14 protein-coding genes are annotated in these 14,657 nt (G+C 70.8%); 6 read left to right on the top strand and 8 right to left on the bottom strand.

The genetic code is table 11. The features are described 5' to 3' along the window. The 3 genes from VGD93_RS16385 to VGD93_RS16395 all read right to left on the bottom strand — a co-directional run. The coding region (locus VGD93_RS16385; RefSeq protein WP_395013237.1) for a beta-ketoacyl synthase N-terminal-like domain-containing protein at positions 1 to 490 on the bottom strand (490 nt) is incomplete at its 3' end. Between the two features lie 114 nt (positions 491 to 604). Further along, positions 605 to 1,378: a CoA-transferase subunit beta gene (locus VGD93_RS16390; RefSeq protein ID WP_395013238.1), complete on the bottom strand. Its 774-nt coding sequence runs from the start codon at positions 1,376 to 1,378 to the stop codon at positions 605 to 607. 1 nt (position 1,379) lies between these two features. Next, entirely contained in the window at positions 1,380 to 2,225 is an 846-nt protein-coding gene (locus VGD93_RS16395) for a CoA transferase subunit A (RefSeq protein WP_395013239.1), read from the bottom strand. A 119-nt stretch (positions 2,226 to 2,344) separates the two neighbouring features. Between VGD93_RS16395 and pcaQ the strand changes: the two genes are divergently transcribed. Next, positions 2,345 to 3,268, top strand: coding sequence for a pca operon transcription factor PcaQ (gene pcaQ / locus VGD93_RS16400; RefSeq protein ID WP_395013240.1), 924 nt, complete (start codon positions 2,345 to 2,347; stop codon positions 3,266 to 3,268). Positions 3,269 to 3,314: 46 nt separating this feature from the next. Here pcaQ and VGD93_RS16405 read toward each other — a convergent pair whose 3' ends face one another. Next, entirely contained in the window at positions 3,315 to 3,662 is a 348-nt protein-coding gene (locus VGD93_RS16405) for a RidA family protein (protein ID WP_395013241.1), read from the bottom strand. 423 nt (positions 3,663 to 4,085) lie between these two features. Between VGD93_RS16405 and VGD93_RS16410 the strand changes: the two genes are divergently transcribed. From VGD93_RS16410 to VGD93_RS16420, 3 genes are all read left to right on the top strand, one after another. Further along, positions 4,086 to 5,087: a LacI family DNA-binding transcriptional regulator gene (locus VGD93_RS16410; RefSeq protein ID WP_395013242.1), complete on the top strand. Its 1,002-nt coding sequence runs from the start codon at positions 4,086 to 4,088 to the stop codon at positions 5,085 to 5,087. 75 nt (positions 5,088 to 5,162) lie between these two features. Next, entirely contained in the window at positions 5,163 to 6,980 is a 1,818-nt protein-coding gene (locus VGD93_RS16415; protein ID WP_395013243.1) for an IlvD/Edd family dehydratase, read from the top strand. Positions 6,981 to 7,084: 104 nt separating this feature from the next. Continuing rightward, entirely contained in the window at positions 7,085 to 7,558 is a 474-nt protein-coding gene (locus VGD93_RS16420; RefSeq protein ID WP_395013244.1) for a Crp/Fnr family transcriptional regulator, read from the top strand. 3 nt (positions 7,559 to 7,561) lie between these two features. On the opposite strand, the gene VGD93_RS16425 is transcribed toward VGD93_RS16420, so the two are convergent. Next, positions 7,562 to 7,948, bottom strand: coding sequence for a DUF3307 domain-containing protein (locus VGD93_RS16425; protein ID WP_395013245.1), 387 nt, complete (start codon positions 7,946 to 7,948; stop codon positions 7,562 to 7,564). Between the two features lie 298 nt (positions 7,949 to 8,246). On the opposite strand from VGD93_RS16425, the gene VGD93_RS16430 reads away from it, so the two are divergent. Together VGD93_RS16430 and VGD93_RS16435 are read left to right on the top strand one after the other, a co-directional pair. After that, on the top strand, positions 8,247 to 9,014 hold the full coding sequence (locus tag VGD93_RS16430) for a FecR family protein (RefSeq protein ID WP_395013246.1): 768 nt from the start codon (positions 8,247 to 8,249) through the stop codon (positions 9,012 to 9,014). A gap of 43 nt (positions 9,015 to 9,057) precedes the next feature. Beyond that, positions 9,058 to 11,220 carry a CHASE2 domain-containing protein gene (locus VGD93_RS16435; protein ID WP_395013247.1) on the top strand — a complete coding sequence of 721 codons (2,163 nt, stop codon included), beginning with the start codon at positions 9,058 to 9,060 and terminating at the stop codon, positions 11,218 to 11,220. On the opposite strand, the gene VGD93_RS16440 is transcribed toward VGD93_RS16435, so the two are convergent. From VGD93_RS16440 to VGD93_RS16450, 3 genes are all read right to left on the bottom strand, one after another. After that, a complete protein-coding gene (locus VGD93_RS16440) occupies positions 11,196 to 12,623 on the bottom strand; it encodes a protein adenylyltransferase SelO (protein ID WP_395013248.1) in 1,428 nt (475 codons plus the stop codon). The two genes, VGD93_RS16435 and VGD93_RS16440, sit on opposite strands and share 25 nt — an antisense overlap. 16 nt (positions 12,624 to 12,639) lie before the next feature. Next, positions 12,640 to 13,833 carry a class I SAM-dependent RNA methyltransferase gene (locus tag VGD93_RS16445; RefSeq protein ID WP_395013249.1) on the bottom strand — a complete coding sequence of 398 codons (1,194 nt, stop codon included), beginning with the start codon at positions 13,831 to 13,833 and terminating at the stop codon, positions 12,640 to 12,642. Between the two features lie 7 nt (positions 13,834 to 13,840). Beyond that, a partial coding sequence (locus VGD93_RS16450) for a (Fe-S)-binding protein (protein WP_395013250.1) occupies positions 13,841 to 14,657 on the bottom strand: 817 nt, incomplete at its 5' end.

The raw sequence follows: 14,657 nt of genomic DNA on the forward strand, positions 1-14,657 counted from the left end.
GCATCGAATCGACGCCGTACTGGGCCTTGAGCAGCGGGTTGACGAAGCGCCAGCCGATGGTGGTGTCGTGGATCTCGGCGTGGCGCGAGAAGGCGGTCTCGGCCTTGGGCAGGACGAAGGGCGCCCGGCTCATCGATTCGACGCCGCCGGCGACGACGAGGTCGGCCTCGCCCGCCTTGATGGTGCGGGCGGCGGTGAGCACGGCGTCCATGCCCGAGCCGCACAGCCGGTTGATGGTGGTGCCGGAGACGGACGCCGGCAGCCCGGCGAGCAGCAGGCTCATGCGGGCGACGTTGCGGTTGTCCTCGCCGGCCTGGTTGGCGCAGCCAAAGACGACGTCGTCGGCGGCCTCCCAGTCGAGGCCGGGATGGCGCTCGACCAGCGCCCTCAGCGGGGTGGCGCCGAGGTCGTCGGCGCGTACGCCCGACAACGCCCCGCCGAAGCGGCCGATGGGGGTGCGCACATAGGCGCAGATATAGGCTTCGGTCATGGTGTCCTCGCGATCATCGTCGCCCCACACTGATCCGGCCTTCGGCCACCTTCTCCCATCATGGGAGAAGGCGCCGACTGCGGACTCCTCGGGTGGGGCAGGCTGGCAGTCGGGTCACCTCGCGCCCCCGTGGGCCGCGGCGGTGCGGGCCTGCAGGTCGCGCAGGGTCTCTAGCTCGAGCGCGGTGGGGGCCGGCGTTTGCTCGAGCCGCTCGGCGTAGCTCACGCGCCAGCCGCAGCTGTCCTGCACCATGTCGCGGGTGACGCCGGGGTGGAGCGAGACGACGGTAAACTCCTTGCTCACCGGATCGGGCTTCCAGAGGGCGAGGTCGGTGATGAGCAGCGTCGGCCCCTTGGTGGTGATGCCGAGCCGCTGGCGGTGGTCGCCGCCCTCGCCATGGCCGAACGAGGTGAAGAAGTCGATCTTGTCCACCATCGAGCGCTTCGCCTGCTTCAGCGTGATGTAGATCTCGCCGCAGGACGTGGCGATCTCGGGGGCGCCGCCGCCGCCGGGCAGGCGCACTTTGGGATGGCGGTAGTCGCCGATCACCGTGGTGTTGATGTTGCCGTATTTGTCGAGCTGGGCCGCGCCCAGGAAGCCGATGGAGATGCGGCCGCCCATCAGCCAGTAGCGGAACATCTCGGGCACCGAGACGGTCGTCAGCGCCGTCTCGCACAGTTCGCCGTCGCCGATGGAGAGCGGCAGCACCTCGGGCGCGGTGCCGATGGTGCCCGATTCGTAGATCAGCGTGATGTCGGGTGCGTGCGTGAGGCGGGCGACGTTGCACGCCGCCGAGGGCGCGCCGATGCCGACGAAGCACACGTCCTTGCTGGTGAGCGCGCGCGCCGCGGCGATGGTCATCATTTCGGTGGCGGTGAAATCGGCCATGTCACAGTCCCTTTACGCGCTCGGCGAAGATTTCGGGCCCGACGGTGAGCACGTTGTCGCGCATCCAGGCGGCGAACGCCTCGCGGTCGGCCGAAATCCCGTCCCACTCGAGATAGGCCTTGTTGTCGCGCGCGTAGTAGCCGTGCGTGTAGGAGGGGTGGGCGCCCCCCGGCACCACGGCGATGGCGTCGATGGTCCAGTGCGGCAGGATGCAGAGGTTGGGATGCAGGCCGCGGAAATCGGGGACCACTTCCTCGACCGTCACCAGCACGCGCTTCGCCGCCAGCGCCGCCTCCTTCTGCACGCCGATGATGCCCTCGATCAGCACGTCGCCCTTGCGGCTGGCCTTCTGCGCGTGGATGACGGTGACGTCCGGCCGGTGCGCCGGGACGGCGGCCAGTTGCTCCCCGGTGAACGGGCAGGTGACGAACCGGATATCGGGATTGACCTTGGGCAGGTCGGCGCCCTTGTAGCCGCGAAACACGGCGAGCGGCAGGCCGGCGGCGCCAGCCTCGTAGGCCTGGGCCATGGCCGAATGCGAATGTTCGACGGTGTCGATCGCGCGCGGATAGGCGTTCTCGATGGCATCGCGCATGCGGCGCAGCAGCCCGACGCCGGGGTTGCCGGCGTAGGAAAAGACCACCTTCCTCGCCAGCCCCATGCCGATCATCTGGTCATAGATGATGTCGGGGGTCATGCGGATCAGGGCCAGGTCCTTGATCCCCTGGCGGATGGTCTCGTGCGCGGCGGCGTGCGGGATGAGGTGGGTGAACCCCTCGAAGGCAACGGTGTCGCCGTCGCGGAGCGTGCGCCGCACCGCCTCCGCGAGGCTCAGGAACTCGGCCATGGCTGGGCTTTCATTGATAACCGCATGTGGCAGCAGGATGCCGCTGCGTCCACATAGCCCGGTGCCGCCGCCGGGGTAAAATGATAGTTGTGGGCCAACGGATAACCACAGGTGATGAATTGGCCAGCCTGCTCGACCCGCGCATCAAGCTAAGGCACCTCACCTGCTTCGTCGAGGTGACGCGGCGCGGCGGCGTGGCGCGGGCCGGTTCGGCGCTGGGCATGAGCCAGCCGGCGGTCTCCAAGGCCATCGCCGAACTCGAAGCCATCCTCGGCGTGGCCCTGTTCGACCGCAGCCGCCGGGCGCTGGCGCTCACCGCCCATGGCGAGATGTTCCTGCGCTTCGCCACCGCCGGCCTCGCCACGCTGCGCCAGGGCGCCGATTCCGTCGCCGAGGCGCTGGCCGGGACCGGCATGGTCGCGTTCGGGGCGCTGCCGACGGTGGCGGCGGGGATCGTGCCGCTGGCGCTCAAGCGTTTCGCCGCCTCCCCGCTCGCCTGCCGGACGCTGGTCGAAAGCGGCCCCAGCCAGTACCTGCTGGAATTGCTGCGCACCGCCGCCATCAGCTTCGTCGCCGGCCGCATGGCCAGCCCGGAGGCGATGCAGGGGCTGTCCTTCGAGCATCTCTATTCGGAGGAACTGGCCTTCGTGGTGCGGCCCGGCCACCCGCTCGCCGAGGCCGGCCGGCTCGACCTCCGGGCGATGGCGGATTTCGAGGTGCTGTTGCCGCCGCGCCGCGCCATCATCCGCCCGGAAGTCGACGCCCTGCTGCTGGCTGCCGGGGTTGGGCGCTTCGCCTTCGAGATCGAGACGGTCTCCAATTCGCTGGGACGCAGCTACGTGCTGCTCGGCGACGCCGTCTGGATCATCTCGCGCGGCGTCGTGGCCCGCGACCTCGCGACCGGCGTGCTGCGCAGCCTGCCGGTCGATGCCGGCGCCACGCTGGGGCCGGTGGGCATCACCACCCGCACCGGGGCGGAACTGACGCTGCCGGCGCAGGCGATGCTGGCCGCCATCCGCCAGGCGGCGGCGCTGAGGGCCTGATCGGGGAACACAGCGCGCGGAAGCCGGGGCTCCCGCGCGCCGGCCGTCAGATGGCGGCGACGCCGAGGATCTCGACCCTGAGGTTGGGATCGGCCAGGCGCGCCTCGACCGTGGCGCGGGCGGGAACGTTGGCCTTGTCGACCCAGGTGTCATAGACGCTGTTCATGGCGGCGAAATCGGCCATGTTGGCGAGGTAGATGGTCAGCGACAGCAGCTTGCTCTTGTCGGTGCCGGCCTTGGCGAGCAGCGCGTCGATGGTGGCCAGTACCTCGCGGGTCTGTACCTCGATCGAGCCGGTGGCGGTGTCGGCCACCTGGCCGGCGATGTACAGGGTGTCGTTGTGGCGGACGGCTGCGGCAAGGCGCTTTCCGGGCTCGAAGCGGGTGATGGTCACGAGGAGTCCTCCTGGATTGACTGACGCAGGCCGGCGCCGGCAACGCGCCGGCACGTCCGCCGAGCCTGCTCGGACAGGGTTATGCCACCGTCGGGGATGAGGCTGGCGTCCGTGCCATAAGCCGATTCGGAGCCGGCACGGTAGTCGGCAGGGACGCCGCCCTCCCGGCCGCCCTCCCGGGCGGTGCCCGCGGCGGCAGCAAACACACCGCGCCGCCCGCTGCGACTGGCGCCGCCGGCGTTCAACATCGCAGCAGCAAGTGGAAAACCGCTTTTCCGGTAATCGAATGACCGTTCTGCATGAATTGCGCACGCCGGATAACTGTATATAACTCGGATAGACTGCATTTCGCGTATTGGGGAGGAATATTTGAAAGATGAGAATTCGCCCCGACGATCCTCCGGAACTGTTCGCGTAGAAGATGTGGCCCGTGTGGCCGGCGTTTCGCCAATCACGGTGTCGCGCGCCCTCAGCACGCCGCAGAAGGTCAAGGAGGAAACCCGCCAGAAGGTTACCGATGCCGTCGTCAAGACCGGCTACGTCGTCAACGGCCTGGCCTCGATGCTGCGCTCGGGGCGATCGGCCATCGTCTCGCTCTTCGTCTCCAACCTGCAGGACCAGCACCTCGCCAATCTCATCCAGGGCTGCGCCGACGCCTTCGAGGGCACGCGCTACCGCCTGATGATGGCGCCGGCCGGCCATGCCGGCCTCGGCCAGCAGGACCTCCTCGAGCAGGTGCTGCCGTACCGCCCGGCGGCGGTGATGTTCACCGGCACGGTCAAGTCGGAGCGCGTCCGGGCGCAGCTGCGCGGCCTCGCCATCCCGGTGATGGAAACGTGGGACTACCGGCCCGATCCGGTCGACATGCTGGTGGGCCTCGCCCACGCCGAGGGCGGGCGCCTGATGGGCGCGCATTTCGCGCAGCTCGGCTTCCGCCGCATCGCCTATGCCGGGGGCGTCAGCGAGGCCGGGCTGCAGCGGCTCGACGGGTTCCGGGAGGGGCTGGCGGCGCATGGCGGCGCCCTCGCCTGCGTGCTGCCCGTCGGCGGCCGGCCGAGCATCGGAGAAGGCATGGCGGCCCTGGGGCGGGCCCGCCGCGAGTTGCCGGGGTGCGACGCGATCTTCTTCGGCAGCGACGTCCTCGCCGTGGGCGCCATGCTCAGGGCGCGACAGCTGGGCGTCGACGTGCCCGGCGAGCTCGCGCTGGCCGGCTACGGCGATCTCGAGTTCTCCAGCCAGCTGCACGTGCCGCTGACCACGGTGCACGTGTCCAGCTACCAGATCGGTTTCACCGCCGGGCAGATGCTGCGCCGCCGGCTCGACCAAGACAGCGTACCCGAGCGCGTCGTGCTGTCGCCGCTCCGGCTCGTGCCGCGCGCCAGTACCGGCCGGGCGGCGGACGGCGGGAGCAGCCGGGCCGGCTAATACCAAAGACCTAAACATCGGCGCCGATTGGGTCTATGGATGCTGCACCCTGAATCGCCTGATGAGGAGAAGACGATGAGTTCGGCGAACGGGACCGACGCGCATGGCGCCGCCCCGAAACTGCGTTCGCGGGCCTGGTTCGATAATCCGGACAATCCCGACATGACCGCGCTCTATCTCGAGCGCTATCTCAATTTCGGCATCTCCCGCGAGGAGCTGCAATCGGGCAAGCCGATCATCGGCATCGCCCAGACCGGGTCCGACCTCAGCCCGTGCAACCGCCACCATTTGGTGCTGGCCGAGCGCGTGCGCGAAGGCATCCGCGAGGCCGGCGGCATCGCCATCGAGTTCCCGGTGCACCCGATCCAGGAGACCGGCAAGCGCCCGACCGCCGCCCTCGACCGCAACCTCGCCTATCTCGGCCTCGTCGAGGTGCTGTACGGCTACCCCCTCGACGGCGTCGTGCTCACCATCGGCTGCGACAAGACCACGCCGGCCTGCCTGATGGCGGCGGCGACGGTCAACATCCCCGCCATCGCGCTCTCGGTCGGCCCGATGCTCAACGGCTACCACCGCGGTGCGCGCACCGGCTCGGGCACCATCGTGTGGAAGGCGCGCGAGATGATGGCGGCCGGCGAGATCGGCTACGAGCAGTTCATCGACCTCGTCGCCTCCTCGGCGCCCTCGACCGGCTACTGCAACACCATGGGCACGGCCACGACCATGAATTCGCTGGCCGAGGCGCTCGGCATGCAGCTGCCCGGTTCCGCGGCGATCCCGGCGCCGTATCGCGACCGCCAGGAAATCTCGTACCGGACGGGCAGGCGCATCGTCGAGATGGTGCACGAGGACCTCAAGCCGTCCGACATCCTGACGCGCGACAATTTCCTCAACGCCATCGTCGTCAACTCCGCCATCGGCGGCTCCACCAACGCCCCCATCCACATCAACGCCATCGCCCGCCATATCGGCGTCGAGCTCGACATCGACGACTGGCAGACCTACGGGCACAAGGTGCCGCTCTTGGTCAACCTGCAGCCGGCCGGCGAATACCTGGGCGAAGACTACTACCATGCCGGGGGCGTGCCGGCGGTGGTCAACGAACTCATGCAGCACGGGCTGATCCGCGAGAACGCCCCCACCGTCAATGGCAAGACCATCGGCGAGAACTGCCGCGCCACCACCGTCCAGGACGACAAGGTGATCCGGCATTTCGACAACCCGCTCAAGCAGGAGGCCGGCTTCCTGGTGCTGCGCGGCAACCTGTTCGACAACGCCGTCATGAAGACCAGCGTCATCAGCCAGGAGTTCCGCGACCGCTACCTGTCAGACCCCCGGAGCCCCAATGCCTTCGAGGGCCGGGCGGTGGTGTTCGACGGGCCCGAGGACTACCACAGGCGCATCGACGATCCGGCGCTGGCGATCGACGAGCACACGCTGCTGTTCATGCGCGGCACCGGCCCGATCGGCTATCCCGGCGCCGCCGAGGTGGTCAACATGCGGCCCCCGGCCTATCTCATCAAGCAGGGCATCCACTCGCTGCCCTGCATCGGCGACGGCCGCCAGTCGGGGACCTCGGGGTCGCCCTCGATCCTCAATGCTTCGCCGGAGGCGGCGGCCGGCGGCAACCTCGCCATCCTCGAGACCGGCGACCGCGTGCGCATCGACCTCGACAAGGGCACCGCCGACATCCTCATCTCCGACGACGAGATCGGGCGCCGGCGCGCGGCGCTGGCCGCGGCGGGGGGCTATCACTATCCCGCCCACCAGACGCCGTGGCAGGAGATCCAGCGCGGCCTCGTCGACCAGCTGGGCGCGGGCATGGTGCTGAAGCCGGCGGTCAACTACCAGAAGCTGGCGCAGACCGCGGGCATACCGCGCGACAACCACTGACCGAGGCCGGGGCCGCTGCGGCGGCCCCCGGGCGGCGCCATCGCGGTTTGACGAAGCGGCCGCATCTGTCGCATTGTCCGGCGGCGCAACGAGGCGAGGGCTTCATGGCGGATATTCTCGACTACTGCGAAGGACGGGAGGCACGCACCTTCCAGCCCGGCACGCTGCTGATCGAGGAGGGCGGCACCGAGGGACGGCTGTTCGTGCTCATCGACGGCCAGGTCGAAGTGCTGCGCAAGGAGACGCAGGTCAGCTATATCGACGAGCCGGGTTCGCTCTTCGGGGAAATGAGCGTGCTGCTCGACATGCCCTACAGCGCCACCGTCAAGGCGCTGTCGACGGTCAGGGCCTATGTCATCGAGGACGCCATCGGCTTCTTCCAGAGCCGGCCGGAAATTGCCATCTACGTCGCGACGCTGCTGGCACGGCGCCTCTACTACACGACGTCCTACCTCGTCGACCTGCAGCAGCAGGCGGCGGGCAAGCGCGAGGACCTCGACCTGGTGGACGCCATCCTGGCACAATTGGTGCAGAAGCCCGAGCCGCCCCGGCCCGGCAAGTCCGGCAAAGCGAAATAGCGGCTACAGCAGCTGCTTGGCCTGCAGCACCACGAAGATCATGACCGCGTAGGTCAGCTGGTGGGTCAGCTGGTCGACGCCATGCAGCGCCCAGAAACGGCGCGGATTGGTGTCGACGTGCACGCCGCGCGAATAGTGGATCTTGGAAAAATCGAGGGCGTAGTGGATGACGTACTCGGCCGCGAGCAGCAGCGCCAGGGTCGGAAGCGGCGTTGCCGCGACGAGCAGCACGACGCCCGACAGCACGACGTGCACCGCGGCGTGCACGTAGCCGCCGGGATGGCGGAAATCGCCCTTGCCGCCGAGCATCCAGGCGGGCTGCAGGAAATAGTCGGCGACGTAGTGCTTGACCTCAAGCCCGACCAACAGGACGAAAAACAGCACCACCATGGGAACGCTTCCTCGAGCCCCGGCCGCGGCGCGGCCAACCTGAGCGGGCCACGGCACCCTCGCCGGCCGGCCCAAGACTCCCCCCTTGCATGCTGGCAAGCCGCAGCCGCCGGTTCAAGCGGAGTCTTTTCGCTGCCCGCCGCGAGCCTGCGGGCTTGTTCAGCCGGCGTTCAGAATGGCTGTGCGATCCGACGCTGTCGGCGGCGCGCCGTGGCGCGGGGCCTTGCCGGGCGCGCGGCCGCGGGTCACTATGCGGGCGCGCGCCGGATCGGACCCGCCGGCGCACGAGGGCTGTGACATGCGCGCGATGTTCACCGGTGTGCTGCTCCTTGCCGCCCTGGCTGCCGCCGGTGCCCCGGCGCTGGCTGGCTCGGGCAAGGCACTCGGCGTCGATCCGGCCGCGGAGGCGCAACGCGCCTCCGGCGTGCAGCGGCTGGTGGTCGGCGCCGACGTGTTCATCGGCGACCGCGTCGTCACCGGCCCCAGCGGGCAGGTGCAGATCCTGTTCGACGATAGTACCGAACTGGTCGTCGGCCCCGGCTCGGCGCTGCTCATCGAGGACTATCTGCTGCGCCAGGACGGCTCGGCGGGCCGGCTCGCGCTCACGGCGCTGGCCGGTACGTTCCGCTTCGTCACCGGCAGCGCGCCCAAGGACCGCTACACGATCAAGACCCCCACTGCCACCATCGGCGTGCGCGGCACGGCGTTCGACCTGTTCGTCACCGAGCAGTGGAGCTTCGCGCTCGTGCATGAGGGCGCGATCATCGGCTGCAATCCGCAGGACGATTGCGTCGTGACCGAGGCGCGCTGCGACGTCGGCCAGTTCTCCGCCGCCGACGCCATTCTCGTCGGCCCGGCCAACCGCCTGTCGAGCGCCGACCGCGCCCGCCTCAGGCAGCTGTTCATCTATGCTGCCAGCCAGCGCCCGCTGCTCGCCCGCTTCCGCATCGCGGCCGCCGAGACCTGCCTCAGGCCGCCGCCGCCGCCTGTGGGCACGTCGCTCTCCGAGCCGGGCGAATCGGCACCGCTGCCGCAGACGCCGGGTCCTGATACCGGGCCGCCCTGAGCGGCGCTGGTGCCGGTTGGGGCCATCGGCTATCACTGCGCACATGCTGAACCGGCGCCTCGTCCCGACGCTCTTCGGCTTCGGCCTGGTGCTGGGGCTGGTGCTGCTGCGGGCCGCCGATCCCTATCCGGTGCAGGCGCTGCGCGACATCGCCTTCGATTTCTACCAGCGCCAGCAGCCGCGGGCCGCCGCGGATTTCCCCATCCGCATCGTCGACATCGACGAGGCGTCGCTGCGCGACGTGGGGCAGTGGCCATGGCCGCGCGACCGGCTGGCGGTGCTCATCGACCGGCTGGCCGAAATGGGCGCGGCGGCGATCGCCGTCGACGTGCTGTTGCCCGAGCCCGACCGGCTGTCGCCGCGGCGCCTGGCCCAGGGTTTCCCGGGCCTCGCCGACGCCGCGGCACTGCCCGATACCGACCAGATGCTGGCGGCCGCGCTCGGCCGGGCGCCGGTGGCGCTGGGCTTCGCCGATTCGCCCTATAGCCGCAGCCTGCCCGCGGCGGCGAAATCCGGCTTCGCCGTCAGCGGCGGCAATCCCATCCAGGCGGTGCCGCAGCTGCAGGGGGCGGTGGTACCGCTGCCGGTGCTCGGCGCCGCCGCCAGCGGCTTGGGCAGCCTCAGCCTCGCGGCCGCCGACAGCGTCGCCACCGTGCGCCGCGTGCCGCTGCTGTGGACGGACGGCAAGCAGTATTTCCCCACCCTGTCGCTCGAGGCGCTGCGGCTGGCCCTGGGCGTGAGCACGATCGTGGTCATGGCCGAGACCGGTGGCGGCGGGGGTGTCGAGGCGGTGCGGGTGGGCAGCATCACCATCCCCACGACCCCGGCCGGCGAGTTGTGGCTTTACTATCGCCGGCCGGATGCGGGCCAGTACGTCGCCGCGCGGGACCTCCTGGGCCCCGGCTACCAGCAGCATGCCGCCGCCATTGCCGGCCACGTCGTCTTCATCGGCGCCTCGGCCAGCGGCCTGCTCGACATCCACACTACGACGCTGGGCGACAATGTCCCCGGCGTCTCCATCCACGCCCAGGCGCTCGAGCAGATGCTGTCGGGCCGCTTCCTCACCCGCACCGACTGGGTCGCCGGGCTCGAGATCGTCTTCTTCCTGGTGCTGGGCGCGGGGCTGGTCGTCGCCGTGCTCGGGCTCGGCCCCCTTGCCGGGCTGCTCCTCGGCGCCGCCGCCCTCGCCGGCACGGGGCTCTATTCGTGGCTGATGTTCTCGACGGCAGGGGTACTGGTCGACCCGAGCTTCCCGCTGGTCGGGCTGGCCTTGGTCTATGCGGCGCTGGTGTTCCTGCGCTTCCTGCGCACCGACCAGGACAGGCGCCGGATCCGCCGCGCCTTCGGCTACTACGTGGCGCCGGCGCTGCTTGCCCAGATCGAGCGCAACGGCGCGCGGCTCAGGCTGGGCGGGGAAACGCGGCAGCTGAGCGTGATGTTCGCCGACATGCGCGGCTTCACCCCGCTCTCCGAACGGCTGGAGCCGCAGCGCCTGCTCGCCATCCTCAACACTTTGTTCGGCGCGCTCGGGGCCAGCGTCACCGCGCAACTGGGCACCATCGACAAATTCGTGGGCGACGCCATCATGGCCTTCTGGAATGCCCCGGTCGACGTCGCCGACCACGCCCGCCGCGCCTGCCGCGCCGCGCTCGACATGCGCGCCACGCTGCGCCGGCTCAATGCCGAGGACGCTTTCGGCCTCCACGGCGCCGGCGCCGGCGTCGAGGAGATCGGCATCGGCATCGGCATCGCCACCGGCGAGGCGCTGGTCGGGAATATGGGGCTGGAGACGCGCTTCGACTATTCGGCGCTGGGCGACACCGTCAACACCGCCGCGCGCCTCGAGGGTGCCTGCAAGCAGGTGGCCTACGACATCGTCGTCGCTGCGGCGACGGCGGCGGAGGCGGCCGATTTCGCTATGCTCGAGGCCGGCTCCATGCAGCTCAAGGGCAAGAGCGGGCGCGCCCCGATCCATATCCTCGTCGGCGACGCGGACCTGGCGGCAAGCGCCGCCTTCCGGGCCCTGCAGGTCGAGCACGGCCAGCTCCTGGCCGCCCTCCGCGACGGCCGCGACGCCGGGGCGCTGGTGGCCAGCTGCGGGCTCATGGCCGCCGCCGTCGAGCCGCAACTGCTGGCCTTCTACCGCCGGCTGCCCGAACGGCGCGACGACTTCGCCGGAGCTCAGCCGCTGGCACTCGCCGAATAGGCCGCACGCATCTGCTCGATCTCGCCCAGCGCCGTCGCGAAGGCGGTCCAGTCGTCGCGTTCGGCGATCGGCGCCCACAGCGCTTCCACCTCCTCGATCAGCATGGTGCGCGGCGTGGCCCGGGTGAAATAGGGGTGGCCGAGATTGGCGTTCGCGGCGGGCTTGCAGGCCGCGAGCAGGGACCTCAGCGGGGCGAAGGCGGCGCCGGCGTAGTGCGCCGCCGCGGGGCTGCGGGCGGCGCGCCCGGCGCTGAGGGCGCCGCCGCGCCAATCGAAGAAGAACTGCTCGAAGGGCGCCCGGCTGGCATTGAGGAACGTGAACACCGCCTCGACCAGTTCGGCATCGGCTGCCTCGCCGCGGGAGGCGAGGCCGAGGCGCGCGAGGATCGCCGCCTGCATCGCCTGCCGGAAGGCCGGCCAGAAGCGGTTGAGCGCCGCCTCGATCTCGGCGTGCTCGCCCAATGGCAGCAGGCACTCGGCCAGCCGGGTGAGGTTCCAGGCGAGGCTGTCGGGCTGCCGCCCGAAGGCATAGAGCCCCGTGCGGTCGAAATAGGCGGCGGTGAAGCCGGGATCGTAGACGGGCAGGAACCGCCAGGGCCCGTAGTCGAAACTCTCGCCGGTGATGTTGATGTTGTCGGTGTTGAGCACGCCGTGCACGAAGCCGGCGGCGCTCCACTGCGCCCCGGTCACCGCCACGCGCTCGGCCACGGCGGCCATGAAGCGGGCGGCGCGCCCCGGGTCGTTCGCCTGCCACAGATCGGGCATGTAGGTGCGCACGGCGTGGTCGAGCAGCCGGCCGAGCCGCGCGGTATCGCGGAAGAAGGCAAGGCGCTGGAAGGTGCCGATGCGGATATGGCCGTGGCTGAGCCGGACCAGGACGGAGGAACGGGTGGGGGAGGGCTCGTCGCTGCGCTCGAGCTCCTCGCCCGTCTCGATGAGCGACAGGGTCTTGGAGGTATTGACGCCCAGCGCCTCCAGCATCGCCGTGGCCAGCACCTCGCGCACGCCGCCCTTGAGAGTGAGGCGCCCGTCGGCGCCGCGCGACCACGGGGTGCGCCCTGAGCCCTTGGTGCCGAGATCGAGCAGGCGCCCATCGCCGAGATCCTCGATCTGGGCGAACAGGAAGCCGCGGCCATCGCCGAGGTCCGGGTTGTAGGCCTGGAACTGGTGGCCGTGGTAGCGCAGCGCCAGCGGCTTGTCGAAGCTGCCCGGGAGCGGCTCGAAGCGGCCGAAATGGGCGACCCACTGCGCGTCGGTGAGCCCGTCGAGCCCGATCCGGGCGGCAGCGCGCTGGTTGCGGTAGCGCAGGATGTGGGCGGGGAACCGCGCCGGCTCGACGACGTCGAAAAAGCCTTCGCCCAGTTCGGCGTGGGTGGTCGCGGGGCGATAGGGGTAGGTGGTCATGGTTTCCCTCGTCCCTTCAGCGCCTGAACACTCCCACCAGTTCCACGTGCGGCGAATAGACGAACTGGTCGACCGGGGTGACCTCGGCGAGCCGGTAGCCCCCGGCCAGCAGGAGGGCGGCGTCGCGGGCGAAGCTGCGTGGCTCGCAGGACACGGCGACCACCGTCTTCACCTTGCTGCGGGCGATCTCGCGCGCCTGTGCCTCGGCCCCGGCGCGCGGCGGGTCGAACACTATGGCGTCATAGGAGTCAAGCTCCACCGGGGCCAGGGGGTCGCGGAACAGGTCGCGGGCGATGGCGGTGACCGGCTTCAAGCCGCGGGTGAAGCGCACCGCCCTGGCGAGCGCGGCGATGGCGGCGCGGTCGCTGTCGGCGGCAAACACCCTGGCGCTTTCGGCGACGCGCAGCGCAAAGGGCCCGACGCCGCAGAACAGGTCGGCGACGCTCCTGGCCTTGCCGAGCCCGGCGATGACGAGGGCGGCGAGGGTTTCCTCGGCCGCCGCGGTGGCCTGCAGAAAGCTGGCGGGCGGAAGTTCGACCAGGGCCTTGCCCATGCGCAGCGCGGGGGCGTGCGTTTCCAGCACCAATTCCCCGTCGAGCGACAGCCGCGCGACGCCGAGGCGCTGTGCCAGCGGCAGCAACCGGCCGGGGCCGAGTTTGCGCCCGGTGGCGACGGCGACGTCGAGCCCGGTGGCGGTCGCGGTCACCGCGACATCGCTGTCGCCCACGGCGGCGTGCAGCGCCCGGGCGAGGCGCGGGGCCGCCGCTTGCAGCGCCGGCACGAGGATGGGGCAGGCCTCGATCGCCAGCAGTTCGTGGCTGCGGGCGCGCATGTAACCCGCCCCTTCGCGGCGGGCGTGCAGCGTCGTCCGGCGGCGGCCGTCGCCGCGGGCGTCGACCAAGGTGGCGATCGCCGCCTCGATCCCGGCCTGGCGCAGCGCCTCGGCGACGAGGTCGCGCTTGAAGGCGGCATAGGCGGCGGGCGCCAGATGCTGCAGGGCGCAGCCCCCGCAGACCCCGAAATAGCCGCAGGACGGGGCGACGCGGCCGGGCCCGGAGGCGAGCAGCGACACGAGCGTCGCCCGCTCGCCCTCCACGGCGATGTCGGCAACGTCGCCGGGGACGGTGAACGGCACGAAGACGCGGCGGCCGTCGACTTCGGCGATGCCCTCGCCGCGCCGGCCGAGGCCGGCGATGGTGACGCGGGTCATGGGCCCGTCAATCCGCCGCGACCGGCCGGCTCGCCAGTTCCAGCAGGCTCGCGAGCGAGACGAAGGGAATGCCCGCACGCTCGGACAGGCCGGTGGCGCAGGTGGCGACGGTGGAGACGCCGAGCTCGCAATCGGGCGGGATGTCCGACTGCGCGAAGCGGGTGGCGTGGGCGTTGAGTTCGGGCACGAACAGGCCCTTGTCGCCGGCATAGCCGCAGCAGGTGATGGAGGAGAGCACGGCGATTCGCCCGGCGCAGGCGCTTGCCAGCGTCTCGACCGCCGCCTGTTCCTTGAGGTGCTGCGCCGAGCAGTTGTGGTGCACCGCGACCACCGGCAGCCGCCGCGTGACGGTGAGGCGCGGCAGGATCTCGGCAAGGAGGAAGTCGGCGCTGTCGGAGACGACGGGCCCGTCGCCGGCGCGCATGTGCTTGGCGCAGGTCGAGGCGTCGGTGACGATGGGCAGCGCGCCCGCGGCCGAGAGCCGCTCGAGCTCGGCGTCGAGCCGGGCGCCGACGCGCTTTGCCTCCTCGGGGAAGCCCTTGGACAGGAAGGGCTGGCCGCAGCACTGGCCCTCGAGATGCTCGGGTACCACCGGCTCGAAGCCGGCGCGGGCGAGCAGCGCCACCATGGCGTCGGGCGTCGCCAGCAGGCCGTGCCCGGTCTGCGGCGCGCCGAACATGCGCGTGGCGCAACTGGGGAAGTAGACGACGCGCCCCAGGGGGGCGGGCGAGGCCGCCGGGCGGGCCTTGGGTGCGCCCGGTCCCGGCCTGAGTGCCTTCGACACTCGCGGCACCGCCTTGCCGCCGAGCCGGCGCAAGGCCCCC

The sequence above is a fragment of the Devosia sp. genome (assembly GCF_036406155.1).
In the GTDB taxonomy this organism is placed as follows: domain Bacteria; phylum Pseudomonadota; class Alphaproteobacteria; order Rhizobiales; family Devosiaceae; genus Devosia_A.

Bases quoted from the DNA above. Each gene is read 5' to 3' on its own strand.
- VGD93_RS16430 (WP_395013246.1), top strand. From the start codon at position 8,247: ATGCGCGCGATGTTCACCGGTGTGCTGCTCCTTGCCGCCCTGGCTGCC.
- VGD93_RS16445 (WP_395013249.1), bottom strand. From the start codon at position 13,833: ATGACCCGCGTCACCATCGCCGGCCTCGGCCGGCGCGGCGAGGGCATC.
- VGD93_RS16420 (WP_395013244.1), top strand. From the start codon at position 7,085: ATGGCGGATATTCTCGACTACTGCGAAGGACGGGAGGCACGCACCTTC.
- VGD93_RS16390 (WP_395013238.1), bottom strand. From the start codon at position 1,378: ATGGCCGATTTCACCGCCACCGAAATGATGACCATCGCCGCGGCGCGC.
- VGD93_RS16435 (WP_395013247.1), top strand. From the start codon at position 9,058: ATGCTGAACCGGCGCCTCGTCCCGACGCTCTTCGGCTTCGGCCTGGTG.
- VGD93_RS16395 (WP_395013239.1), bottom strand. From the start codon at position 2,225: ATGGCCGAGTTCCTGAGCCTCGCGGAGGCGGTGCGGCGCACGCTCCGC.
- VGD93_RS16415 (WP_395013243.1), top strand. From the start codon at position 5,163: ATGAGTTCGGCGAACGGGACCGACGCGCATGGCGCCGCCCCGAAACTG.
- VGD93_RS16425 (WP_395013245.1), bottom strand. From the start codon at position 7,948: ATGGTGGTGCTGTTTTTCGTCCTGTTGGTCGGGCTTGAGGTCAAGCAC.
- VGD93_RS16440 (WP_395013248.1), bottom strand. From the start codon at position 12,623: ATGACCACCTACCCCTATCGCCCCGCGACCACCCACGCCGAACTGGGC.